This is a genomic window from Bradyrhizobium sp. (genome assembly GCF_035701725.1).
In the GTDB taxonomy this organism is placed as follows: Bacteria; Pseudomonadota; Alphaproteobacteria; order Rhizobiales; family Xanthobacteraceae; genus Bradyrhizobium.
Genome location: NZ_DASSRP010000200.1, coordinates 1 through 19,617, shown reverse-complemented (window position 1 = coordinate 19,617; position 19,617 = coordinate 1). Strand labels below are relative to the sequence as shown.

The following is a 19,617-nucleotide window of genomic DNA, read 5'->3' as shown; positions in this document are numbered from 1 at the left end:
CTCGTCAGGCAAACCGAGACGCGCGAGTACGGAAGCGTGATCGAGCGCGTGAGGGAGGACCTGCAGGCGCAGGTCAGATCCTTCCGGCGCTAACACCGGTGCCGTCACGCCTCGTTCAGGCCGGCGCCACGATCGGACAGCACCTGCTGGCCTTTCGGAGTGACTGCAAAACGCTCGCCGTCCCTGGCAATGTACCCCTCGCGTGCCAACTGCTCGAGTTCACGTTGCCGGTCGTCGGCGAGCGCGACCGATTGAGCGATATCACAAAGCACGGCAACTTGCGCATCCGACAGCATGGGACGCTCCCACCGCTTTAGCGTCGAACGTCGAACGAGATCATAGGTTCCGTCAGAGATGCGAGAACATCGGCTTGCCCGGCACGTCCAGCTCCGCCTTCAGGATCGAACCGCTGCCGGATTCCGTGATGAACAGCGTTTTGTTGTCCGCGCCGCCGAATGCCATGTTCGTGGTATGCGGCTCGGCGCAGCTGCGGATGCGATAGACCGGCTCGCCGAGCGCATCGACCACCCATACGGCGGCCATGCCGACATGCGCAATGAACAGCCTGCCCTGTGAGTCGAGCGCCAGACCATCAGGCCCGCCCCAGCCGCCGGATAGCTGGATATAAATCCCGACCTTGGCGACCCCGCCGTCGGGACTGAGCGGAACGCGCCAGACACAATTGCCGCGCGTTACCGCGAGATAGATCATGTTCTCGGCGAGATTCATGACGAGGCCATTTGGGCTCGGCACATTGTCAAGCAGGCATTCGAGCTTGCCGCCGGTCGTGAGGCGAAACAGCCGTCCGGTCGGATCATGCAGACCGGTGAGCCCCTGATCGGTGAAATAGAGATCGCCATTGGCAGCGAAGAACAGGTCGTTGCAACCTTTGAACGGCGCGAGACTGGCACGAAGCAGATATGGCTTCACCTTGCCGTTGACGGGATCCATTTCCATGATCCCGTTCTTGTAGTCAGCAATGAAGATGCGGCCGTCGCGGTGGAACTTCAGACCGTTGGGCCAACCGTCATATTCGGCGGCGACATGAAACTGACCATCCGATGTAACCCTGTAAATTCGGCCGTTCGGAAGATCGACGCACCATAGATTGCCGTCGCGGTCGAAGGACGGTCCTTCGAGCAGCGACTTCGCGGGACTGCCTTTCGGCTGGTACCGCGCCCATTCGTTGTTCGGATCGGCTTTGCGGAACTCGTCCGGCAAGCGGGCGAATACGCGGGTTTCGAGGCCCTTTGGCGGATGGAAAAACACGATGGTATTCCTTCTTACGCGGCACGAAGCTACAGCGTGGCATCGCTCCCGCTTGGGCCGATCGGGGTCCGCACCACCAGGAACACCGTCAGAGCACCCGCCGCGAGCAGAGCCCCGGCGACAACGAAGGCCATGTTGAAGCTGCCGGTCGACTGCACGACATAACCGGTCACGATGGGCGCCAGGATGCCGAAGATATTGCCGCCGAGAATGAGCAGGCCTGTCGCGCGCCCTGAATCCGCCGGGGTTCGCAGCAGGTCGCCAATCATCGCGATATTGAGAGCCACCGCGGACGCCACACCACCAAGGGCAAGCGTGATCAGCACCAGTATGAGATAGACATTGTCGACCAGCGGGGTCAGCAGGATCACCGAGCCCATCAGCATCAACAGCGCACCCAGCCGCCGGCGCCCGCCGGTCCGGGCGCTTTCCTCGGTCAAGAGGCTGTCGCTGAGCTTGCCGAGCAACACGGTCAGGACCACCGCCCCGAGAAACGGCAGCGACATCAGCGCGCCGCTCTTGAGCAGCGACATGCCGCGTTCGGTCTGAAGATAGTTCGGCAGCCATGTCAGGAAGAAATACTGGGTATAGACGGCGCAGCCCTGGGCCACCATCAGGCCCAGCATCGAGAAAGAACTCAGAAGACCCCGCAGGCCGATCGAATGTCCGTCGGCGAGCGTATTCTTCGTGTTGCCGTTGCGCTCGCGCAGGATGAAGGCGCGCTCTTCGTCCGTGAGCCAACCTGCCTCCTCCGGCTTGCGGAACCAGATCATCCAGGCGAGCAGCCAGAGAAAGCCAACAGCGGCGCAGATAAGAAAGGTCATGCGCCAGCCGACCTGACTGACGAGCCATGCCAGAACCAGACCTCCGATCGCGGGTCCAAAGTAGGCGCCGCCGTTGAAGATGGCCGCAAACAGCGCCCGCTCCTTGAGCGGAATCCATTCACGGATAACCCGGCCCGACGCTGGATAGGTCGTGGATTCACCGACGCCCATCAGCACGCGTGTTGCGATCAGCATGCCGAATCCGGTTGCCAATCCCGTCAAGGCAGTGGCGATCGACCACAGGCCAATGCCGGCCGCGTTTACCCTCCGGGTGCCGAGCTTGTCGACGATCATGCCCATCGGAACCAGGCAGACCACATAAAGCCAGAGGAAGGAGGAAAACAGATAGCCGAGCTGCACCTTGTCGATGCCGAAGTCTTGCGCGATCGGTGTCGAGGAGACGGAAAGCACGATGCGATCGACGTAGTTGATCGTCGCCAGCAGGAACATGAAAATGAAAATCCAGTACCGCCGATGCCCCATGCTCTCTCTCCCCCAGGCTTTTTTGCGCCCGCTGGCGCGGACGACCGTTGTTTATTGACCAAGCACTACGTCACAGCCTGGGGGCAGGCAAGCTACGCAGCAGTAAAGCGGGACTATTGGGCATGATCTGGCCGCAGTGCTGAACTGCAATACGCCGTTATCCGGCAGGCGAACAACGAAAGGTCTCGACCGGGATGCTGTGGGGAGCGCCGATGTTCGAGGCGACACGCCTTGCGCTTGGTCGGCGAAAAGCTGACGCAAGGACCGTCAGCTTCGCGTACATGCATATCTGAATCTACTGTTGCGGAAAGCTTGATGTGAACATCCGCGAGCAAGCGGCTGCAATCAGAAGAAGCCGGGGCTCAAATCTAGACCTTAGGTCGCAAACAGCAGCGACACGAACAGGCCGGCGCCGCAAAACAGTGCGATCATCTTCAACACGTCGGTTTCGGTTTCAGCATGTGATGCGCGATAAAGGGCTTGGACCAATGCAGTCATGGCGACCTCCAGAATCAGGCCTCGGCTGAGGCGCTTGAACCATGTCAGGGCATCGTTTCCTGCGGTTTTCGCGGGCCAGGCAAAATGATTTCAGGACTGTTTCGCCTCGTGTCGGGCAGAACAATCGCCCCGGGCGGGAACAATCGCCCGGGCGGGACCAACCACCCGCTTGAAGCGTTGACGGGTGCGTAAATGCGCCACCCCCGGTCAAATGGAGCGGCCGATGTCAAGAAACGGAAAAGCCAATCGGTCGGCGGCGCTGGTGGCCGTCGGGCTGTTGTTCTCGTGCAACGTCGTTCTGGCGGCGGAAACGCCAGCCTATCCGCCGGTCTTTGAGCAGCCGCCCGCAAGCGCGAAACCCGCACTGACGAAGGACGAACAATCGAAAGTCAGGGATGATCTGGTCAAAGCGAGGGATCGCCAAAGCTCTCAGACGAAAACCAGAGATGCCACGCCGACGCCCAAATCAAAAACGTCCAAGTGAGCCGTAAACGTCCGCTTAACCTCACCTGACGGAACTCAGCCGAGTCGGTCTCGCCGGTCACAGTTGACGCGCAATGCTCGTCGAACCAGCGGGCATGCACGTTGCGTTTTTCTACAGGCCCGTATCGCCGCTGGTGTTGAGCGCTGCGCTCATCCTCAGCCTCGGGGGCTGCGCTCATTCCGAAAAATCATTGACGATGGATGCGCGAGCCGAACTCTGGGCACCCGCCGAACCCGGCACTTATTTACCAGTTGGCAACAAGCCACCTCCGCGCGAGCAGGAGACGATGACGGTTGACGAGCAAACCAAACTTAAAGGCGAGCTGACGACTGCCCGAGCCCGCCAAGTCAGCGCCGTTAAAGCGAGGGACGAGAGCAGCAAATGATGGGCCGCGGCGACATCGCTGGCGCGCGCCTGGAAAGCCGCGCGCATTTTTCCGCATCAAGCAAGGGTGCGGGCCGGGCGCTAACGCGGAATTAATCTCGATAGCCCATAATTCGAGGAGTTTAGTCGAGTAACGCGTAACGGAGCCGTCGCGAGGACGATCCCGCGGCGGCTCTTTTTTATGAGGTCAATGCACATGACCACGACGTCGGAAGCGCCGAGCCAAACCCCGGAAATCGAAACCGTAACTTCCCACAAGCCGTCGCGCCGGGTATCTATCCTGGCATTGTCGGTGTTCGCCTTGGGCTTCAATGCAACGACGGCCGTCTACACGCTGTCGCCTTCCGATTTTGCATTGCCTGATGTGAGCCGCTTGGCCGAACTTCCTTCGCAGGCGAAAGCCGTGTTCGCCGAGCTGCTTCCGCACGAGAAGGCTTCGCCGCTCCCGGATCCCGTGATCGTGGCCCTCAAGGACATTCAATCGAGCCAGCAATCGCACGCAAGTTCGCTGCAAGAGACCAACTCGACATTGCAGCGTAGCGCCGCGCTGATCGAACGTGATACAACCGTACTTATCGGGCTAAGACAGAGCCTCACCGACGAACAGAGCGACATCAAAAAGATATCCACTCAGCTTTCTACGCTGATGGCGAAAGTCGACACGCTGCAAAATGCAATTGCGCCCGAGATCACCTCCTCCATTCCAAAAGGACGTGCTCGCAGCCGCTTGTCGGCACTCAGCCATAAGAAATGGGCTCGGCCCTCGAAACCTGTGGGACCCGTCGGGCCAGTCTCGGTTGGAGGAGCCCCGCTGACCATCGTGCCGGCGCAAAGCGCTGTCATGGCACCGAGCCCGGAAGGCTAAAACTGGCGGGCTCTGCGAGGTGACTTTTGGTCGGGGCAGCTGGATTCGAACCAACGACCTGCAGTACCCAAAACTGCCGCGCTACCAGGCTGCGCTATACCCCGATCTTGGGAAGACCCCGTCGATACACGCTTAGGCACCGCTCATCAAGGCAAGAGAACCCTGGAAAGACCAGACGCAACCCCTCCAGACATCCCTCTAACGTCTTGAGTGAGCAACCATAAGGCTGTCCAGGACGGTCTACTTGCCGCTGAACAGCGGATGGCCGACACGATCGCCCGGCGCGATCCCATATTTCTGGGCCGTGCCGGCGATCACCTCGAGCACCCCTTTGGCCAATCCGCGTGATGGGATGATCTTGGTGGACATCGGTTCGGTATTTTCGGCGATGCGCAGAATGCGGCCATCGGCCCGGATAAAGATCATATCCAGCGAAATGTAAGTGTTCTTCATCCACATCGACACTTCCTGCTCGGGCGTGAAATCGAACAGCATCCCTTTGCCCTCAGGAAGTTCCTTGCGGTACATCAAGCCGGTTGTCTTTTCCTCCTCGGTCGTCGCCATCTCAACCGAAAATACGTGCACGCCCGTCTTGGTCACGATCTCCAGCGGCTGGACCGAGGCGGCGCTCGCACCCTCACCCGAGGCCATCCAAAGCGCGGCCGCAACGACGAGCGCCATCCAGAACTGGAATTGCGGCAAGCGGCTACCATCCGCCCGGCCAGACTTCATCGACACCATTCGCCTCACCACGCCTCGTTGGTCGTGCCAGTTAACCGGCACGGACTAATGACTGAAAACGGCGAGGTTTTAGCATCCGCAGTGTCCCGCGGCAGTCACATTCGCGATTTTTCCGGGGCCGCCGGCCCGGATGCCGCCATCCATGAGATGGGAAAACAGTCGAATCCGCAAAAGCTGTGGGCGGTAAAGGCGGGCTAAGGATGGCCAGGCTCAGTGTGAGGAAAGCCCTGGCGAGCCGGTTTCAGGCTGGATCTCGGCCGCCATCATGCCCTTGGAACCCGGCCCGAACCGCACCAGCACATATTGGCCGGGGCGCAGCTCGGTCATACCGTAACGCCGAAGCGTTTCCATGTGCACGAAAATATCGGGAGTTCCCTCGCCGCAGGTGAGGAAGCCAAACCCACGAAGCCGGTTGAACCACTTCACCTGCGCCCGCTCCAGGCCGCTGGTTGGCGTGACGCTGACGTGAGTTCGGGGCGGCAACATCTGAGCGGGATGGATCGCCGTCGTCTCATCCATAGAGATGATACGGAACGCCTGATAGCCTTTGGCGCGTTGTACGCATTCGCAAACCACCCGCGCACCTTCATAGGCAGTCTGGTAGCCGTCGCGGCGCAGAACCGTGACGTGAAGAAGCACGTCCGGCCAGCCATTGTCAGGCACGATGAATCCGTAGCCCTTTGATGCATCGAACCATTTAATGACGCCGGTAATTTCGACGAGGTTCGCAGCAGCATCGCCCAGCCCCTGCATCGCGTCGAGGGCTGGATCTCTCGGACCCGGGGGCGAAAACCCAGAACCGAGCCTTCCCGGTCCGACCGCCCCCCCAGGCGATTGACCACCGAGCTTCTTGGACTCAAATCCGTCCGACCCCATGACCCCGGACCCCACACTTATCAACATCCCGCCAGCGCGTGCGGCGGTGCCCGTCTGCGTTTGCCTTGGAAATACCGACAAGGCGCCCGCGAATCTCTCGAATCAAAGATAACACTCTCGGTCGCGACGCATAGATAAAAAACGATTCTTCCGGAATCTATGAACAGCCTTGCGCGTCAGCGAATCAATCAGCCGTCAGTTGCCCACGAATGGACCGAGCGTTTCACCGATGTCGTACCGGATGACGAGATCGGCGATATCGTCCTGCTCGGTCGGCTCGTTATTGATGATAACGAGCTGAGCGCCCGCGCGTTTTGCCATCAGTGGAAAACCCGCCGCGGGCCACACGACGAGCGAGGAGCCGATCGCAATAAACAGATCGCACCGTCCTGTAAGTTCCGCGGCGCGGCGCATCGCCTCTTCAGGCATCGCCTGACCGAATGATATCGTCGCTGTCTTCACCGGCTCTTCGCACGTCGCGCAATCCGGGGCATGGCCCGTCGCCTCAAAGCGCTCTTTTACCCAGCCCAGATCGTAAGTCAGGCCGCATCCGATGCACCGCGCATAAGTCGTATTGCCATGCAACTCGACCACATGATCGTCGGCGAAACCTGAGGCTTGATGTAAATTATCAATGTTCTGAGTGATGATCGCCGGGATTTTCCCGGCCCGATAGAGCGAAGCGAGGGCCCGGTGACCGCGCCCCGGTATTGCCGCTTTGAAGGTCGCCTCCATGGCAAAGCGTCGCCGCCATGACTCATCTCGCGCCTCACGGCTCGCGATAAATTCATCGAACGGAATGGGCCGGTTACGAGTCCATAATCCCCCCGGCGAGCGGAAGTCGGGAATCCCGCATTCGGTGGAGATGCCGGCGCCGGTAAAAGGCACGATCATGGAGGCTGCGGCGATCATGTCGCCGAGCCGCTCCACGCCGATACTGATATTGGGAGCAATCACTGCCGCGCGCCTGATGGGTCCTCCATCTCGAATACAACATGGAGCACCGTCTGGCTATTCGAACGAGTGGAGCGGATGTCCCGACGGCGCATAGATGGTCGCTAAGCGATGCGTCCGTCAGAACCGACCACGATCTCAGGCAGCTTCCGCGACGGCGTCCTTTGTTTCGTCAGCCTTGCGCGCCGACTGCTCGGCTTTCTTTGGCTTGGCGACGGGCGCGACCAAGGCCTTCCTGGTCAGCTTGCCATATTGCGCCAAGCGTTCCAGCTCGGCTTCGAGCTCCGCCTGCCGCGCGGTGACTTTTTGGGCGAGCTTGTCGGTTGCCGCGTCGCGCAACGCTGCGAGTTCTTCGATGTTCAAGGATCGAGATCGACTTTTGCCATGGCGGCCTCCTGTTCACGCTCTCGCTATCGGCAACGATCGAGCGTCACAAGCAGGCGCAATCCTTATCCACAATCACAATGTTGCAGCGGCTTTATCCCATTCGCGCCTCAATTGCCGACGCCAATGATGAGGGGACGCGAATCAAACTTAAGGGATGGGCATGAGCGATCGACATGATCGTCTGGCGCGCGAGCGCGATGAAATCGCAGCACGCGTGGCAAACTTCAAGGCAACGCAGGAAAAGTTCAAGCGCGAGCGCGAGGAGTACTTCACCAGCACCCTCGAGAACGCGCGACACGGCGACGGCGCTCGGCGTGCGCTCGAACGCACCTACACTTGGCCGTGACGGGGGCGGAAATCTCTATCTTCAACAAAAAGCCCGGAGCCAGCTCCGGGCTTTTCGTCCCTCGGGAAAACGTGCGCCGCGAAAGTTCGGTCTACCAGTAATAATAGCGCGGCCGCCAATACGGCCTCACGTAAGGCCCGCCATAATAGGCGTAGGTGTCCGGCCCATAATAGGCCGGTCCGTAGTATGGGCCGTACCCATAGTAGCCAGGACCGTAATAGCCGTACGCACCGGCTGCGCCGGCTGCAATCGCGCCCGCGGCCAGACCGAATGCCAATCCCGGTCCGAACCCTCGGAAACCACGCGCCTCAGCCGGTGCCGTGACAACGGTCGCGCCGATCGCAGCGACCGTCGCAAGGAGAGCTAGTTTCTTTTTCATGCGGGTTCCTCCATTCGCACTGCCTTGTTAACGCAGGACAATTGCGATGGTTGCGGCGCGACCCGCTGGCGAAATTTGCAGATGGCGGGAACCAAAAGAAAAGAGCGATCCCGCGGACCGCTCTTCTCTTGTTCAAACAGCACGATTATGGGCAGGGATGCCGCAGGCCGTCGAAGCCGAGGTAGGTACCACTCGCCGGGTCCCAAGAACGATAACGCTGCGCGCAATAGGATGCGTCGCCGCCAACGGCCACCGGACCTTCAACCGCTGCCGGTTGATCGAATGCGACGACAGGAAGGCCGACATCGAACGTCACGCCGGAATCGTAGGCGTAGCTGTCGCCATAATAGCCGGTGTCATAGGCGTAGTTGTCGCCATAGACGTACGGATCGTAACCATAGCCGTAATCGCCTGCTGCAATCGCTGCGCCGGTCGCGACTCCAGCCGCGGCCGCGCCTGCGGCAAATCCGGCGCCGCGTCCAAAGCGACGACGATCGTCGCGGAATTGGCCGCCGCCCAACACGCCGCGATCGCCTTCCGCGAATTGCGCATTGCCGCCGATACGCTGATTGCCGCGCGCGGCAAAGTTTGTGTTGCCGGAAGCAGCAAAGTTCGCACTACCGCGAGCGCCAACATTGGCCTGGGCACCCATGCTGGGCTGCATGCGCGGGCCGCCGCCCATGCGGGCGCCACCCATGTTTCCACCCGCGTGCGCGGCCGCACCAGCCCGGCCGCCGTGAGCCTCCTGGGCCAATGCCGGGGTTGCGATTGCGAAAGAAAGCGAAAGAGCCGTGGCTCCCAAAACGCTTAACCTTGTCATGCCGATTCTCCAGAACTGTGAAGACATGGAAACAGCGTCGCGCGGCGATCGTTCCGATGCATCGCAAAATGATGAACTCAGTGGACCAGCATCAGAACAAACACAAGGACGACCGCCCCGATCAGTCCGCTGAGAAATATGGCGCGACGAAGCGGCGTTGTGAGGATGATCTCACCGCCGCGGGCCTTTTCAGCCGGATATGGTTTTTGCTCCATCCTGCGGCTCCTTCAGGAGGTCAAGATTTGAACGGTCGGTTGGTTCCGAAACACGCGCCCGGCTGCTAATGAGGTTCCCGCGAGCCGAACTGACGAGCCGTCCATTCTGGGAGAACAGAACATGCGTTACCTTCACACCATGCTGCGCGTCCGCAATCTCGACAGCGCGCTGAAATTTTATCGCGACGCGTTGGGATTGAAGGAGGTTCGCCGCGTCGACAACGACAAGGGCAAATTCACTCTGGTGTTTTTGTGCGCCCCTGAGGACGAAGGTATTCTGGCTGCTTCCAAGGGGCGTGGCGCGCCCCTGGTCGAACTCACCTATAATTGGGACGAAGAGAAATACGGCGAGGATCGTTACTTCGGTCATCTCGCCTACGAGGTCGATGACATCTATGCGACCTGCGATCGGCTGATGAAACTCGGCATTACCATCAACCGGCCGCCGCGCGATGGTCAGATGGCTTTCGTGCGATCGCCGGATCTGCATTCGATCGAGCTGCTGCAAAAAGGCGACGCGAAGCCGCCGGCTGAGCCGTGGTCGTCGATGCCCAATACCGGCCATTGGTAGACACAAGCAGCTCCATCGACCAGGCCTGCGGCCCCCCGCTCCTGCAGCCAACAGGAACTCGACCCCGCTCTGCGCGTTGCTCAACCATGGAAGGTTGAGGAGGAGACGATGGCCCGAGGACTCTTGCTTTGGCTTTTGGGCGTGCCAATTCCTGTGATCATTCTCTTGTGGCTGTTCTTCGGTCACTAGCGTCAGCGATCGGCACGTCAGAGACGAGATCAGGCTTCGCACGTCGCGAAGCCTGATCTTTTTTAGGTGGCGCACCCGGTACAACATAGCTGCGGCGCGACAAGGCACCTGCTTTTGTCGGGAATTTGCGCTATCACCCGCAAACTGTCAGCGGGAGCAAACCACGTGTCGCACAACAATAAGAGCCAGATCGTCATCTGGGGACGTCCGAACTCCGTCAACGTTCAGAAAGTGCTGTGGTGCCTGCACGAACTTGATCTGGCCTACGATCGCATCGACGCCGGCATGGCGTTCGGAAAAAATCGCGAACCAGAATATCTGGCGATGAATCCCAACGGCCGCGTGCCGACCTTGGTCGACGGCGATTTCGTGCTCTGGGAATCCAACTCCATCATGCGCTATCTCGTGCTGGCCTACCGGCCGCAGTCCACACTCTATCCGCAAGAAGCGAAATTGCGGGCGAGCGCTGATCGTTGGCTGGACTGGACGCTTTCGACACTGCAACCGGTCGATCGTCCGGTGTTCTGGGCCCTGGTGCGCACCCCAGTCGACCAGCGCGACATGATCGCGATTCAGAAGGACGCCGACGCCGAGGCGGCGCAATGGCAAATCGTCGACGCCTATCTCAAGACGCGCCGCTTCATCACGGGTGAGGCGTTCACGCTGGCCGATATCGCGCTTGGCGCCTATGCGCGGCGCTGGTTCGGCGTTGAAGGAATCAACAAGCCACGTTTTGCTGATCTGGAGCGCTGGTTTGCGGAGCTTTCCACCCGGCCGGGCTTCGTTCGGCACATCGCGCCGCCAATGTCGTGAGATCAAGCACCTGCAAACAGGCGCGGTCTAATTGACGAATTTGACGCCGAAGGAACGGCCGCGCCGCCAGACCACCTGGCACTGCCGCCCCTTGCGCGCATCGCGCGAAAACGCGAGCCGCACCTTGCCCGACAATACGCTCGAATCCGACACCGTCAGCTTTGCACCGGTGGCGGACATGTCGTGCACCACGCACTCGCGCGCCGCAAAGCCTCCTTCCAGGGTGACCCAGGCCGTCTGCTGCACGGACCTGCGCACGTCGCGTTTCTTTGGTGCGGGCACGATCTGCTATTCCAGTTCGAAATGGCTCCTCGGCGACTTTCCTATCGGAGCGGGCTTTAGAAACTGTTGCAAAATCCTGCAGATCAGGGGGGAAACGGTGGCCCCGCCAACAGTCACGGTCAGTCCGGCCGGCTTGTGGGTAAACTGGCCCACGCGCGGCTTGCCGGGCGAGGCAAACGCCACTATACGTTCGCGCGCCGGTCCTCCTCGCCTTCGCGGGTCGGATCGGCAAGGTGAAAAACCCATATTAAGATATTGATTCACCTGATATTTTCGCTATTTCAAAGCGAGGCGCGGCATGGCCCTTGGATTCGGCTATGTCGCAGCAGGCGCCTTGCTCCCTTCGTCTATCGGTTAGGACGCCACCCTTTCACGGTGGAGAGAGCGGTTCGATTCCGCTAGGGAGCGCCATCGCACTGAACGCGCGCCGCCCTGGCACTACCGCCTATTGGTCGACCAACGCGGACAAAGACAACGGACACGAGTTCACGCGCGGTTGCCGTCAGGCCGCCGACCGAGCCGTTCGCCCAATCGCAACTTGGCCGGGCGATCGCCAAGACCATTACTTTCGGTGTCACCCGCTCGACTTCACCACGAACCATATCGTGATCGGGCGAGATCGCGACCGCGGTGGGCCTGCCCCGGGCTAACTATTGATTTGCCGCGAGAGCGATGTTCCTTTAGCAGGCGAATGTCAGCACTTGCGTAAGGGATCATCAGCTTGCCGGGAGCCCCAGCGGCGGCGCGCCGTCTCGACAGCTTTAAGCGCCTACTCGACCATATCAACACGCTTGCACTGCCCGACCTCGGCTTCGTGCTGTGGGACGGCTCGACCGTGCCTGCCGATCTTCGTCCCGACGCGCTGGCCTTCGTCATCGCCGACGAAGGCGCCATCGCCGCCATGATCCGGCGCCCGAACATCGACACGTTTCTCAATCTCTGGGTCACTTCGCGGTTCGATTTGCGTAACGGATCGTTTTTCGATCTCGCTGCGCAGCGCCCCAAGCTGCGCAGCCGAGCGCTGATGAAATCGCTTAACAAGCCGCTCGTGCTTGCGACGCTTGGCCGGTTCTTATTCGTCTCGCGTGGCGGACCGTGGCCGCTGGAAGAGGTTCGCGACGCCAAGCCGGGTGGCGATGGGTCGGAAGCAACCAACAAGACCAACATCCACTATCATTACGATCTCTCCAACCGGTTTTACGAACTCTTCCTAGATCCGGAGATGGTCTACTCCTGCGCCTATTTCAAAGACTGGCACAACGATCTTGCGACTGCGCAGGCCGACAAGCTCGACATGATCTGCCGCAAGTTGCGCCTGAAAGCGGGAGAAGCGTTTCTTGACATCGGCTGCGGCTGGGGCGCGCTGGTTTGCCATGCCGCCAAGCACTATGGCGTCCGTGCCCACGGCGTAACCCTGGCGGAGGAGCAATTCGCCTATGCCAAGGAAAAGGTCGCCAGGCTCGGCCTTGAGGACAAGGTGACACTCGAGCTGAAGGACTATTCGCTGCTCGACGGCGGCTTCGACAAGATCGCTTCGATCGGCATGTTCGAGCATGTCGGCATCGCCAACCACGCGCGCTACTTCCAGACCATCAATCGCCTGCTCAAGCCCGGCGGATTGTATCTTCATCACGCGATTGCGCTGCGCTCAAAGAGCTTTGAACGCTTTCGCCGCCGCCGCGGACGGGAAGCTGCGGCGGCCACTGCGATCGGCCGTTACATCTTCCCGGGCGGCGAGCTCGACCATGTCGGCATGTCCGTCGCCAATCTCGAGATGCATAACTTTGAAGTGCACGACGTCGAAGCCTGGCGCGAGCACTACATGCACACCACCCGGCATTGGCACGACCGTCTGTCGGCCAACCTCGAGATCGCCGAGCGCGAGGTCGGCCGCGAGAAGACGCGACTATGGATCGCCTATCTTGCGGTTGTCTCGATCGCATTCATGCAGGGCACGGTCGGCATTTTCCAGACGCTGGCTTCCAGGCGCGTCCGCGGCCCGTCCGGCGTACCGCCAACCCGGGCGGACCTTTATGCTTGAGACAGCAACAGTCTGAAACAAACCCTAAAGGGGAAGCTGCCCCGACAAAGCGCGATGCAGCGCACAAAATTGAGTCCCATGTCGCGGACATTTCGACCAAATGCTCACGTTCAAGCGAGGACGGAACGCTCCAAATCTATTGACTTCGCGTGGTCTCGCCCTGCTAGAGAGAGCCATTGAAGCGAAAATCGCGGGGCGCGAATAGGATCAATGGCAGTTCAACGGAACTTCGCGATCTTTGTAGCCTTGGCACTGACCGGATGCGGCGCGATGCCGAGCCTTTCCTTGCCCGATGTCAAGGCAAGAAACGATTTCAAAGGCAAACCGCTCAGCGCGGTAACGGCCCAACTCGGCAACCCCGACGGCCAGCAGACCGTCAACAGGCAGAAGATCTACACCTGGCGTAGAGGCCAGGCCACGCAGGAATGCCTGATCTCGGCTGTCATGGCGCCGGCCGGCGACGTCGTCGAGGACTACGGTACATCCGGCGACGCGGCGATCTGTTCTCCTTATCTCGCTCCCTCCCAACCCGTCCCTGCGCAGTAGCGACAGGCGGATATGAATCATGAAAGATCACCATCACACGGCTGACGGCGCGCGGGTCCTTGCCGACCTCAATGCGCTTCGTGCGCTCGGCGCCTACAAGACCGGCGTGCATAAGCCGACCTTTTCCGAGCCGCACCTGCAATCGCTGCAGTGGCTCCTTCGGAAATTGCCCGAAGCGGGGCTTTCGGGTGAGATCGACGGCATCGGCAACGTGTTCGGCACCAGCGCGAAGGCAGGACGAAAACTACTGGCGGGCTCCCATCTGGAAAGCCAGAATTTTGCCGGCTGGCTCGACGGGCCGCTCGGCGTCATCTATGCGCTTGAGGCCGCGCGCGTGATCAATCCAGATCCGGACATCAAGGGCGCGGTCGAGGTCGCATCATGGTGCGACGAAGAAGGTCACTTCGGACATTTTCTCGGCAGTCGTTCCTATGTCGGCGACGTGACTGAACAAGAGATCGACCTGGCGCGCGACCGCACCAGTTCGCGGCCGATGCGGGAGGCGCTTGAAGCGGCCGGCCTGACAAACCGTCCGCGACGGGCGGCCGATCATGGCCGTCACATCGGATATCTGGAGGCCCATATCGAACAAGGACGGACGCTGGAAGACGCCAGCCTCAGCATTGGAGTCGTCACATCCATCGTCGGCATCTGGCAATACCGCATCACCTTCATCGGCGAGCAAAATCACGCCGGCACTACGCGGATGAACGATCGAAAAGATGCCGGCCTTGCCGCCGCGCGGCTATGCGTCGCGATCGACGACTATTTTCCGAGCGCCTGCGGCCCGCGAACGGTGTGGACCACCGGACGCATCACACTCGATCCCGGCGCCCCCAGCATCATTCCGGGACGCGCCGAGTTGCTGTTTCAGATACGCGACGATAATACCCGAATCGTGGAGCATCTCGAGGCGCTGCTGCACGAACTTGCCATTGAAGCCGGTGCGGCGACTGATTGCGGCATTGAAGTCGCGCGCATCCGCACCGGAAAGCCGGCCGTGATGGACGAGAAATTTCAGCGCGCCATCGAGGAAGCCGCGCTGACTTTCGCTGAAGGCAAATCCATCCGTATGCCGAGTGGGGCCGGACACGACGCCCAGGTGCTCGCTACGGTCATGCCAGCGGGCATGCTGTTCGTTCCCTCGATCGACGGCATCAGCCATCACTGGAACGAGAACACCGACGATGCCGATATCGTCAGGGGCGCAAAGGTGTTTGTCGAGGCCTGTCGGCGCTTGCTGTCGAACTGAGTTCGACGAACCATACGCGCCGGCAGAACACAATTGCGCTTCTATTTTCCCTGCCAACGCGGCGGACGCTTTTCTGCGAAAGCCCTTGGACCTTCGACATAGTCTGCCGATGTCAGCATCTCGCGTACGGCGGGGTATTCGCGTTGCGCGATCATCGCGTCGGGCAATGCGACGTTAAGCCCTTCCAGCACGGCCTGTTTCGAGGCACGTATCGACATCGGGCTATTCTGGCAGATCTGATCCGCCCAGCGCCGAGCGGCATTGAGCGCCTCGCCCGCCGGCACCACCTCGTTGACGAAGCCGAGTTCAAAGCCTTCCCGCGCCGACACATGGCGGCCGGTCAGGATCATGCCCATGGCTCGCTTCAATCCGATCTGGCGCGGCAGGCGCTGCAAACCGCCGGCCAGCGCCGCAAGGCCGACCCGTGGCTCGGGCAATGCAAAGGTCGCATTTTCCGAAGCGATGATCAGGTCGCAAGCCAGGGCGACTTCAAAGCCACCGCCCATCGCGACGCCGTTGACCGCTGCGACGATCGGCTTGTCGCAATGAAAGCGCAGCGTCAGGCCGCCGAAGCCGCTCGAATTCCAACCGCGCTCGCCGCCGGCCGCCTGCCATTTCAGATCGTTGCCGGCGCAGAACGCCTTGTCGCCTGCGCCGGTCACGATCGCCACCCATTGATCCGGATCGGCAGCAAAGGCATTGAACACTTCGTGCAGCTCGAAATGGGCGGGCTTGTGCAGGGCGTTCATCACGGCCGGACGATTGAGCGTCACGATCGTGACATGGCCGTCGAACTTTAGATCCACAAATTCGTAATTCATTTTGAAACTCCCTAAACGTTCTTCTTGTTCTTATATATTGGGTTGGCATCCGCCATCCGTCAGAGGCGTACGCCTCATTCGCGTCATCTGACGGAGAAGCGATGGGCGCTCGCCTTAAGGCTGGATCTGGTTGCAGTTGGTGCGGCCGGACATCAGGCAATCCTGCATCTTGCTGGCGGCCCGTAGTTCGTGTGCAAGCCACAGCCCAAGCGCCAACAGCACGACCGCAATTGCGAGCCCGGCCATCGCCGGAATGTTACTTTCCCCGGATCGGGAATGTTGCCGCTGAGCCGGCTTTGGCTTTTCGTCCGTTGAACTCTCGGGGGCGAGCTTCCCGGGCTCCGGGACGGGGTCGCTCATGACCTTCTTGTTCCTTTGTCTTGCCGAGATCAATCAATCCGGCGGCGTCCCCAGGGAATGGCCGCCCAAACCCGTTCATGGAGATAGTACCAGGCGATCTTGGTCACGATCTCAAAGCCGGCAATCGAGCCTGCGATTTCGACCCTTCCGGTAAAGAACCAGCTGATCGCAAATGTATCGAGGGTTCCGAGGGTTCGCCAGCTGATGGCCTTGAAAACCGATCTTGCATGCGTTTCTGCCCCGCGGAACATGGCCACCGGCGCACTCCCTCTTTCCTGTTGCCCGTAATCCTACCATGTGGTGGCTGCTATCCGCGCTGCGGTCATCATTCAGCTGAGGGATGGGCCCCGGGATGGGATTGTACCTTGGCAATTCTCTAGCTATTTGATTTAGCTGTTCTAATTGTCCGTGGCCGAGCGGCTTCCAGCCTCTCGTCCTGGGTGCGCACGGCCGGCAGGCGTTGAACGGGCCGAACCAACAACGATATCTGTGGGATCAGGTTGCGGTCCGGATACGGCAAAATGCGGAGCATGGGTCGTCGAGAACGCCGCGAAATGGATACTTTGCCATTCTCAGGCCCAATGAATGCTGATTTGACATTGGCTCGAAACCTGCTTGGTGCGTCTTTGGCTCTGAAGACAACTTTTATCGATAAGAAAGCCGCCCGCGCCGGCGGCACGCACGTGTTGGAATAGGCGTCGGTCGATGTTGCTGCTCGAATCCCTCCCGACAGTCATCGGAACGGCTGCGGTCGCGCCAGCGCTCCTCATCCTTTGGCTCGTGGTCGCCGCTGACGAACGGCCGGGACCTCCGACCAAGGTGTGGATGGCCTTCTTCCTCGGCGCGGCCAGCATCTCTCCTCCCCTGCTCGGGTTGATACGAGCCCCTTTTGCCGCACTGCAATCCGCACCAGACAATCCCTGGCTCGCACAAGCACTGCACTCGTTGTTTGGCGTGGCATTGCCGGAAGAAACCGTGAAGATCCTGGTCATCACGCTCGTATCGGTGTGGCGACGGCCATTCACCAACCCCATGGACACGGTTGTTTATGGCGCGGCCGCCGGTCTCGGTTTCGCGGCTTACGAAAATCTTGCTTATCTCGTTCAGCACGCCGACATGTGGCAATCGCTGGCCGCATTGCGCAGCGTTCTCACGGTGCCGTTTCACGGCGCGCTCGGAATCATCGCCGGCGCCTACCTCGCGATCGCGCGGTCCGGCACCGCGCTCGGTGCCCACCGCCATCATCGCGACTGGGCCCGCATCGCCAGCCGCATCCTGGTGCTGGCCGGACCGGTCGGCCTGCATGCCGCGTTCGACTTTCCGTTGCTGACCCTTCAGAAAAATCCCGACCTCGATAACACCAGCCGCCTCATTCTGGGCGCGGCCAGTGTGCTGATCGGATTTTCTTCCATCGCATTTGCCGCACGCCTGGTTCGGCGGGTTGGCAGGCACCACGCGCCACGAACGGAGCGTGGACGCGAGCGGCTGAGCCAGCTTCGGCGAATGTGGGCCTTGTTGGTGGTCGGCGGGGGCGCCGGCTTTGCCGGGCTCGCTTTCGTTCTGTCGTCGGTCCATCATTGGTTGTCGAATCCGGACCGGAATGTCACGCTCGTGCTCATTCCACTCGGTCTTTTTTCCATCCTGATCGGTTTCGCCCTGCTCGTCGTCACGACGGCGGTCTATTTTCTGGGCCGTGACCGCATCCGCGCCCAGGCATAGCTGTCACGCTTGCGACCCTGGCGCCATATTCGCGCCGTCACAGAAGCACGCCATTGTGAGGAAGGCGATGAAGGTGGAATTCTCCTCGCCGCCAGCTCTTCAAGGACCTTCAAAAGCCGCCGCTCAGGGCCAATAATTGCTAGAATTCCTGGTTCCGAAGTTCGCGTCGGTGCTTGCCACCAAGGTTTTCGAACTTCGGAATCGGAACTCTTGAGGCTGGATTGCTTAACCAGTACGGAGATTGCGATGACCCACGACCATTCCGAGCTGCCGACCTACACCCGCGATGCCGCCCGAGAGCACTGGAAGGCCCTGTTGATCGAAGGCATTCTGCTGGCGATCCTCGGATTGGCCGCCATGGTCGTCCCCCCAGCCGCCAGTCTCGCCGTCACGATCCTGCTCGGCTGGCTGTTCCTGATCAGCGGCATCGCCGGGCTCGCATTGACGTTCTGGGCGCGCGAGCTGCCGGGTTTCTGGTGGTCCCTGATCTCGGCTGCACTCGCGGTTCTGGCTGGAGGAATCCTTCTCGCCCAGCCGGCACAGGGCACACTGACTTTGACGATCGTGGTCGGCGCCTATTTTCTCGCCGAAGGCGTTGCCACCATCATGTACGCACTGGAACACCGCCGCGAGTTGTCGGGCCGCTGGTCATGGATGCTGATCGCGGGGCTGATGGATTTGCTGATTGCGGCGATCATCCTCATGGGCCTGCCGGGATCGGCGCTGTGGGCGATCGGACTCTTGGTCGGTATCAATCTGTTGTTCGGCGGTGCCACGCTGATCGGCGTCGCGCTCGCGGTACGCAGCACCTGAGTTCAGGCGGCGATCGCGGCGTCCATCACCGACGTCTCGATCACCGTGTTAGCAGCCGCGGCAAATGCTCTTGATCCGGCGATCGAGCTCGGCGTCTTCGCGCTTCTCTTTATCCGCGGCGGCGTCCTTGCCTTGTGGCACCTCATCAGCCCGCGGCTGACGGTGACCGACCGGCGCGGGCCACGGCCCCTGCTTCCCGGACGACGAACTACCGGTCTGCGCGACCGCCGACGAACCGATCGTCAGCAGCAGGAATGTTGCCGCCATTGCTAGTTTTTTCATCTGCTTCTTCCGTCTTTGCCGATCAACCCAGATATCGCCGGTTCGACAACGCTTCAAGGAGCCGGCGGGTAGAAGTGAACGTCACCGCAATAATCTACGACACGATAGCGGGTTTCTGCTGGCTGTTCACGATCCCCCGAGGAAGAATTTTCGACCGACAGGTAGCTCGGACCGGCCGGCGCCTTGCCGTGCCCTCCTGGAATATCGACGACGAAATCAGGCTGACACAGCCCGGAGACCCGACCACGCAGAGCACGCATGATTGCCTGCCCCTGCTCCAGCGTCGTTCGCAGATGCGAAGTCCCCGGCGCGAGATCGCCGTGATGCAGATAATAGGGCTTGATCCGGCATTCGATGAAGCCGCGCATCAAGGCCTCGAGCGTCTCGGGATCATCATTGACCC

At 60.6% G+C, this 19,617-nt stretch carries 27 protein-coding genes, 2 tRNA genes and 1 pseudogene; 12 read left to right on the top strand and 18 right to left on the bottom strand.

The features are described from left to right. Positions 1-104: 104 nt before the first annotated feature. The 4 genes from VFL62_RS11730 to VFL62_RS11715 form a co-directional block, all read right to left on the bottom strand. A complete protein-coding gene (locus VFL62_RS11730; RefSeq protein WP_325172540.1) occupies positions 105-296 on the bottom strand; it encodes a hypothetical protein in 192 nt (63 codons plus the stop codon). 52 nt (positions 297-348) lie between these two features. Further along, a complete protein-coding gene (locus VFL62_RS11725; RefSeq protein WP_414644685.1) occupies positions 349-1,272 on the bottom strand; it encodes an SMP-30/gluconolactonase/LRE family protein in 924 nt (307 codons plus the stop codon). 26 nt (positions 1,273-1,298) lie between these two features. After that, complete coding sequence (locus VFL62_RS11720) at positions 1,299-2,576, bottom strand: MFS transporter (protein ID WP_325172538.1); 1,278 nt, start codon at positions 2,574-2,576, stop codon at positions 1,299-1,301. 375 nt (positions 2,577-2,951) lie between these two features. Next, complete coding sequence (locus VFL62_RS11715) at positions 2,952-3,074, bottom strand: hypothetical protein (protein WP_325172537.1); 123 nt, start codon at positions 3,072-3,074, stop codon at positions 2,952-2,954. A gap of 223 nt (positions 3,075-3,297) precedes the next feature. Between VFL62_RS11715 and VFL62_RS11710 the strand changes: the two genes are divergently transcribed. From VFL62_RS11710 to VFL62_RS11700, 3 genes are all read left to right on the top strand, one after another. Next, positions 3,298-3,558 (top strand): hypothetical protein, encoded by a 261-nt coding sequence (locus VFL62_RS11710; protein ID WP_325172536.1) that lies wholly within the window; start codon positions 3,298-3,300, stop codon positions 3,556-3,558. A 73-nt stretch (positions 3,559-3,631) separates the two neighbouring features. After that, positions 3,632-3,943 carry a hypothetical protein gene (locus tag VFL62_RS11705; RefSeq protein WP_325172535.1) on the top strand — a complete coding sequence of 104 codons (312 nt, stop codon included), beginning with the start codon at positions 3,632-3,634 and terminating at the stop codon, positions 3,941-3,943. Between the two features lie 195 nt (positions 3,944-4,138). Continuing rightward, positions 4,139-4,807: a hypothetical protein gene (locus VFL62_RS11700; protein ID WP_325172534.1), complete on the top strand. Its 669-nt coding sequence runs from the start codon at positions 4,139-4,141 to the stop codon at positions 4,805-4,807. Positions 4,808-4,834: 27 nt separating this feature from the next. On the opposite strand, the gene VFL62_RS11695 is transcribed toward VFL62_RS11700, so the two are convergent. The 5 genes from VFL62_RS11695 to VFL62_RS11675 all read right to left on the bottom strand — a co-directional run bounded on the left by VFL62_RS11695 (position 4,835) and on the right by VFL62_RS11675 (position 7,741). Further along, positions 4,835-4,911: transfer RNA gene (locus VFL62_RS11695), tRNA-Pro, on the bottom strand. A 136-nt stretch (positions 4,912-5,047) separates the two neighbouring features. Next, entirely contained in the window at positions 5,048-5,488 is a 441-nt protein-coding gene (locus VFL62_RS11690) for a DUF192 domain-containing protein (protein ID WP_325172542.1), read from the bottom strand. Between the two features lie 270 nt (positions 5,489-5,758). Further along, complete coding sequence (locus tag VFL62_RS11685) at positions 5,759-6,424, bottom strand: cold-shock protein (protein ID WP_325172533.1); 666 nt, start codon at positions 6,422-6,424, stop codon at positions 5,759-5,761. Between the two features lie 195 nt (positions 6,425-6,619). Further along, the gene (locus VFL62_RS11680) at positions 6,620-7,336 is read right to left on the bottom strand and encodes a Sir2 family NAD-dependent protein deacetylase (RefSeq protein ID WP_414644684.1); all 717 of its coding nucleotides are present in this window, start codon (positions 7,334-7,336) and stop codon (positions 6,620-6,622) included. A 180-nt stretch (positions 7,337-7,516) separates the two neighbouring features. Next, complete coding sequence (locus tag VFL62_RS11675) at positions 7,517-7,741, bottom strand: hypothetical protein (RefSeq protein ID WP_325172531.1); 225 nt, start codon at positions 7,739-7,741, stop codon at positions 7,517-7,519. A gap of 184 nt (positions 7,742-7,925) precedes the next feature. Here VFL62_RS11675 and VFL62_RS11670 point away from each other — a divergent pair, with 184 nt between their 5' ends. Beyond that, a complete protein-coding gene (locus VFL62_RS11670; protein WP_325172530.1) occupies positions 7,926-8,111 on the top strand; it encodes a hypothetical protein in 186 nt (61 codons plus the stop codon). 91 nt (positions 8,112-8,202) lie between these two features. Here VFL62_RS11670 and VFL62_RS11665 read toward each other — a convergent pair whose 3' ends face one another. The 3 genes from VFL62_RS11665 to VFL62_RS11655 form a co-directional block, all read right to left on the bottom strand. Continuing rightward, positions 8,203-8,490, bottom strand: coding sequence for a hypothetical protein (locus VFL62_RS11665; protein WP_325172529.1), 288 nt, complete (start codon positions 8,488-8,490; stop codon positions 8,203-8,205). Between the two features lie 145 nt (positions 8,491-8,635). Continuing rightward, complete coding sequence (locus VFL62_RS11660; protein ID WP_325172528.1) at positions 8,636-9,187, bottom strand: BA14K family protein; 552 nt, start codon at positions 9,185-9,187, stop codon at positions 8,636-8,638. A gap of 200 nt (positions 9,188-9,387) precedes the next feature. Beyond that, positions 9,388-9,525: a peptide ABC transporter permease gene (locus VFL62_RS11655; RefSeq protein ID WP_325172527.1), complete on the bottom strand. Its 138-nt coding sequence runs from the start codon at positions 9,523-9,525 to the stop codon at positions 9,388-9,390. Positions 9,526-9,646: 121 nt separating this feature from the next. Between VFL62_RS11655 and VFL62_RS11650 the strand changes: the two genes are divergently transcribed. Then, positions 9,647-10,096, top strand: a complete 450-nt coding sequence (locus VFL62_RS11650; protein WP_325172526.1) for a VOC family protein — start codon at positions 9,647-9,649, stop codon at positions 10,094-10,096. 354 nt (positions 10,097-10,450) lie between these two features. After that, entirely contained in the window at positions 10,451-11,098 is a 648-nt protein-coding gene (locus VFL62_RS11645) for a glutathione S-transferase (protein ID WP_325172525.1), read from the top strand. 27 nt (positions 11,099-11,125) lie between these two features. Here the strand turns inward: VFL62_RS11645 and VFL62_RS11640 are convergent, their stop codons facing one another. Beyond that, positions 11,126-11,380 (bottom strand): PilZ domain-containing protein, encoded by a 255-nt coding sequence (locus VFL62_RS11640; protein WP_325172524.1) that lies wholly within the window; start codon positions 11,378-11,380, stop codon positions 11,126-11,128. 336 nt (positions 11,381-11,716) lie between these two features. On the opposite strand from VFL62_RS11640, the gene VFL62_RS11635 reads away from it, so the two are divergent. The 4 genes from VFL62_RS11635 to VFL62_RS11620 all read left to right on the top strand — a co-directional run bounded on the left by VFL62_RS11635 (position 11,717) and on the right by VFL62_RS11620 (position 15,219). Next, positions 11,717-11,791 (top strand) — tRNA-Glu (locus VFL62_RS11635). Between the two features lie 310 nt (positions 11,792-12,101). Continuing rightward, positions 12,102-13,421, top strand: coding sequence for a cyclopropane-fatty-acyl-phospholipid synthase family protein (locus tag VFL62_RS11630; RefSeq protein ID WP_325172523.1), 1,320 nt, complete (start codon positions 12,102-12,104; stop codon positions 13,419-13,421). A gap of 210 nt (positions 13,422-13,631) precedes the next feature. Beyond that, positions 13,632-13,967 (top strand): hypothetical protein, encoded by a 336-nt coding sequence (locus VFL62_RS11625; RefSeq protein ID WP_325172522.1) that lies wholly within the window; start codon positions 13,632-13,634, stop codon positions 13,965-13,967. A 19-nt stretch (positions 13,968-13,986) separates the two neighbouring features. Continuing rightward, on the top strand, positions 13,987-15,219 hold the full coding sequence (locus tag VFL62_RS11620) for a Zn-dependent hydrolase (protein WP_325172521.1): 1,233 nt from the start codon (positions 13,987-13,989) through the stop codon (positions 15,217-15,219). A gap of 41 nt (positions 15,220-15,260) precedes the next feature. Here the strand turns inward: VFL62_RS11620 and VFL62_RS11615 are convergent, their stop codons facing one another. The 3 genes from VFL62_RS11615 to VFL62_RS11605 form a co-directional block, all read right to left on the bottom strand. Further along, on the bottom strand, positions 15,261-16,040 hold the full coding sequence (locus VFL62_RS11615) for an enoyl-CoA hydratase-related protein (RefSeq protein WP_325172520.1): 780 nt from the start codon (positions 16,038-16,040) through the stop codon (positions 15,261-15,263). 114 nt (positions 16,041-16,154) lie between these two features. Further along, on the bottom strand, positions 16,155-16,400 hold the full coding sequence (locus VFL62_RS11610) for a hypothetical protein (RefSeq protein WP_325172519.1): 246 nt from the start codon (positions 16,398-16,400) through the stop codon (positions 16,155-16,157). A gap of 29 nt (positions 16,401-16,429) precedes the next feature. Continuing rightward, the gene (locus VFL62_RS11605) at positions 16,430-16,651 is read right to left on the bottom strand and encodes a DUF2061 domain-containing protein (RefSeq protein ID WP_325172541.1); all 222 of its coding nucleotides are present in this window, start codon (positions 16,649-16,651) and stop codon (positions 16,430-16,432) included. Positions 16,652-17,105: 454 nt separating this feature from the next. On the opposite strand from VFL62_RS11605, the gene VFL62_RS11600 reads away from it, so the two are divergent. Together VFL62_RS11600 and VFL62_RS11595 are read left to right on the top strand one after the other, a co-directional pair. Continuing rightward, complete coding sequence (locus VFL62_RS11600) at positions 17,106-18,119, top strand: PrsW family glutamic-type intramembrane protease (protein ID WP_325172518.1); 1,014 nt, start codon at positions 17,106-17,108, stop codon at positions 18,117-18,119. A gap of 246 nt (positions 18,120-18,365) precedes the next feature. Beyond that, the gene (locus VFL62_RS11595; RefSeq protein WP_325172517.1) at positions 18,366-18,932 is read left to right on the top strand and encodes an HdeD family acid-resistance protein; all 567 of its coding nucleotides are present in this window, start codon (positions 18,366-18,368) and stop codon (positions 18,930-18,932) included. A 48-nt stretch (positions 18,933-18,980) separates the two neighbouring features. On the opposite strand, the gene VFL62_RS11590 is transcribed toward VFL62_RS11595, so the two are convergent. Together VFL62_RS11590 and VFL62_RS11585 are read right to left on the bottom strand one after the other, a co-directional pair. After that, entirely contained in the window at positions 18,981-19,214 is a 234-nt protein-coding gene (locus VFL62_RS11590) for a hypothetical protein (RefSeq protein WP_325172516.1), read from the bottom strand. 53 nt (positions 19,215-19,267) lie between these two features. After that, positions 19,268-19,617: pseudogene (locus VFL62_RS11585) on the bottom strand (lysine 2,3-aminomutase); the annotation flags it as partial.

Excerpts from the sequence above, each read along its gene's own strand:
- VFL62_RS11710 (WP_325172536.1), top strand. The coding sequence starts at position 3,298 with ATGTCAAGAAACGGAAAAGCCAATCGGTCGGCGGCGCTGGTGGCCGTC.
- VFL62_RS11615 (WP_325172520.1), bottom strand. The coding sequence starts at position 16,040 with ATGAATTACGAATTTGTGGATCTAAAGTTCGACGGCCATGTCACGATC.
- VFL62_RS11720 (WP_325172538.1), bottom strand. The coding sequence starts at position 2,576 with ATGGGGCATCGGCGGTACTGGATTTTCATTTTCATGTTCCTGCTGGCG.
- VFL62_RS11690 (WP_325172542.1), bottom strand. The coding sequence starts at position 5,488 with ATGGCGCTCGTCGTTGCGGCCGCGCTTTGGATGGCCTCGGGTGAGGGT.
- VFL62_RS11590 (WP_325172516.1), bottom strand. The coding sequence starts at position 19,214 with ATGAAAAAACTAGCAATGGCGGCAACATTCCTGCTGCTGACGATCGGT.
- VFL62_RS11700 (WP_325172534.1), top strand. The coding sequence starts at position 4,139 with ATGACCACGACGTCGGAAGCGCCGAGCCAAACCCCGGAAATCGAAACC.
- VFL62_RS11680 (WP_414644684.1), bottom strand. The coding sequence starts at position 7,336 with ATGATCGCCGCAGCCTCCATGATCGTGCCTTTTACCGGCGCCGGCATC.
- VFL62_RS11715 (WP_325172537.1), bottom strand. The coding sequence starts at position 3,074 with ATGACTGCATTGGTCCAAGCCCTTTATCGCGCATCACATGCTGAAACC.
- VFL62_RS11730 (WP_325172540.1), bottom strand. The coding sequence starts at position 296 with ATGCTGTCGGATGCGCAAGTTGCCGTGCTTTGTGATATCGCTCAATCG.
- VFL62_RS11605 (WP_325172541.1), bottom strand. The coding sequence starts at position 16,651 with ATGTTCCGCGGGGCAGAAACGCATGCAAGATCGGTTTTCAAGGCCATC.
- VFL62_RS11660 (WP_325172528.1), bottom strand. The coding sequence starts at position 9,187 with ATGGGTGGCGCCCGCATGGGCGGCGGCCCGCGCATGCAGCCCAGCATG.
- VFL62_RS11600 (WP_325172518.1), top strand. The coding sequence starts at position 17,106 with ATGTTGCTGCTCGAATCCCTCCCGACAGTCATCGGAACGGCTGCGGTC.
- VFL62_RS11655 (WP_325172527.1), bottom strand. The coding sequence starts at position 9,525 with ATGGAGCAAAAACCATATCCGGCTGAAAAGGCCCGCGGCGGTGAGATC.
- VFL62_RS11620 (WP_325172521.1), top strand. The coding sequence starts at position 13,987 with ATGAAAGATCACCATCACACGGCTGACGGCGCGCGGGTCCTTGCCGAC.
- VFL62_RS11610 (WP_325172519.1), bottom strand. The coding sequence starts at position 16,400 with ATGAGCGACCCCGTCCCGGAGCCCGGGAAGCTCGCCCCCGAGAGTTCA.
- VFL62_RS11665 (WP_325172529.1), bottom strand. The coding sequence starts at position 8,490 with ATGAAAAAGAAACTAGCTCTCCTTGCGACGGTCGCTGCGATCGGCGCG.
- VFL62_RS11595 (WP_325172517.1), top strand. The coding sequence starts at position 18,366 with ATGACCCACGACCATTCCGAGCTGCCGACCTACACCCGCGATGCCGCC.
- VFL62_RS11625 (WP_325172522.1), top strand. The coding sequence starts at position 13,632 with ATGGCAGTTCAACGGAACTTCGCGATCTTTGTAGCCTTGGCACTGACC.
- VFL62_RS11705 (WP_325172535.1), top strand. The coding sequence starts at position 3,632 with ATGCTCGTCGAACCAGCGGGCATGCACGTTGCGTTTTTCTACAGGCCC.
- VFL62_RS11650 (WP_325172526.1), top strand. The coding sequence starts at position 9,647 with ATGCGTTACCTTCACACCATGCTGCGCGTCCGCAATCTCGACAGCGCG.
- VFL62_RS11685 (WP_325172533.1), bottom strand. The coding sequence starts at position 6,424 with ATGGGGTCGGACGGATTTGAGTCCAAGAAGCTCGGTGGTCAATCGCCT.
- VFL62_RS11670 (WP_325172530.1), top strand. The coding sequence starts at position 7,926 with ATGAGCGATCGACATGATCGTCTGGCGCGCGAGCGCGATGAAATCGCA.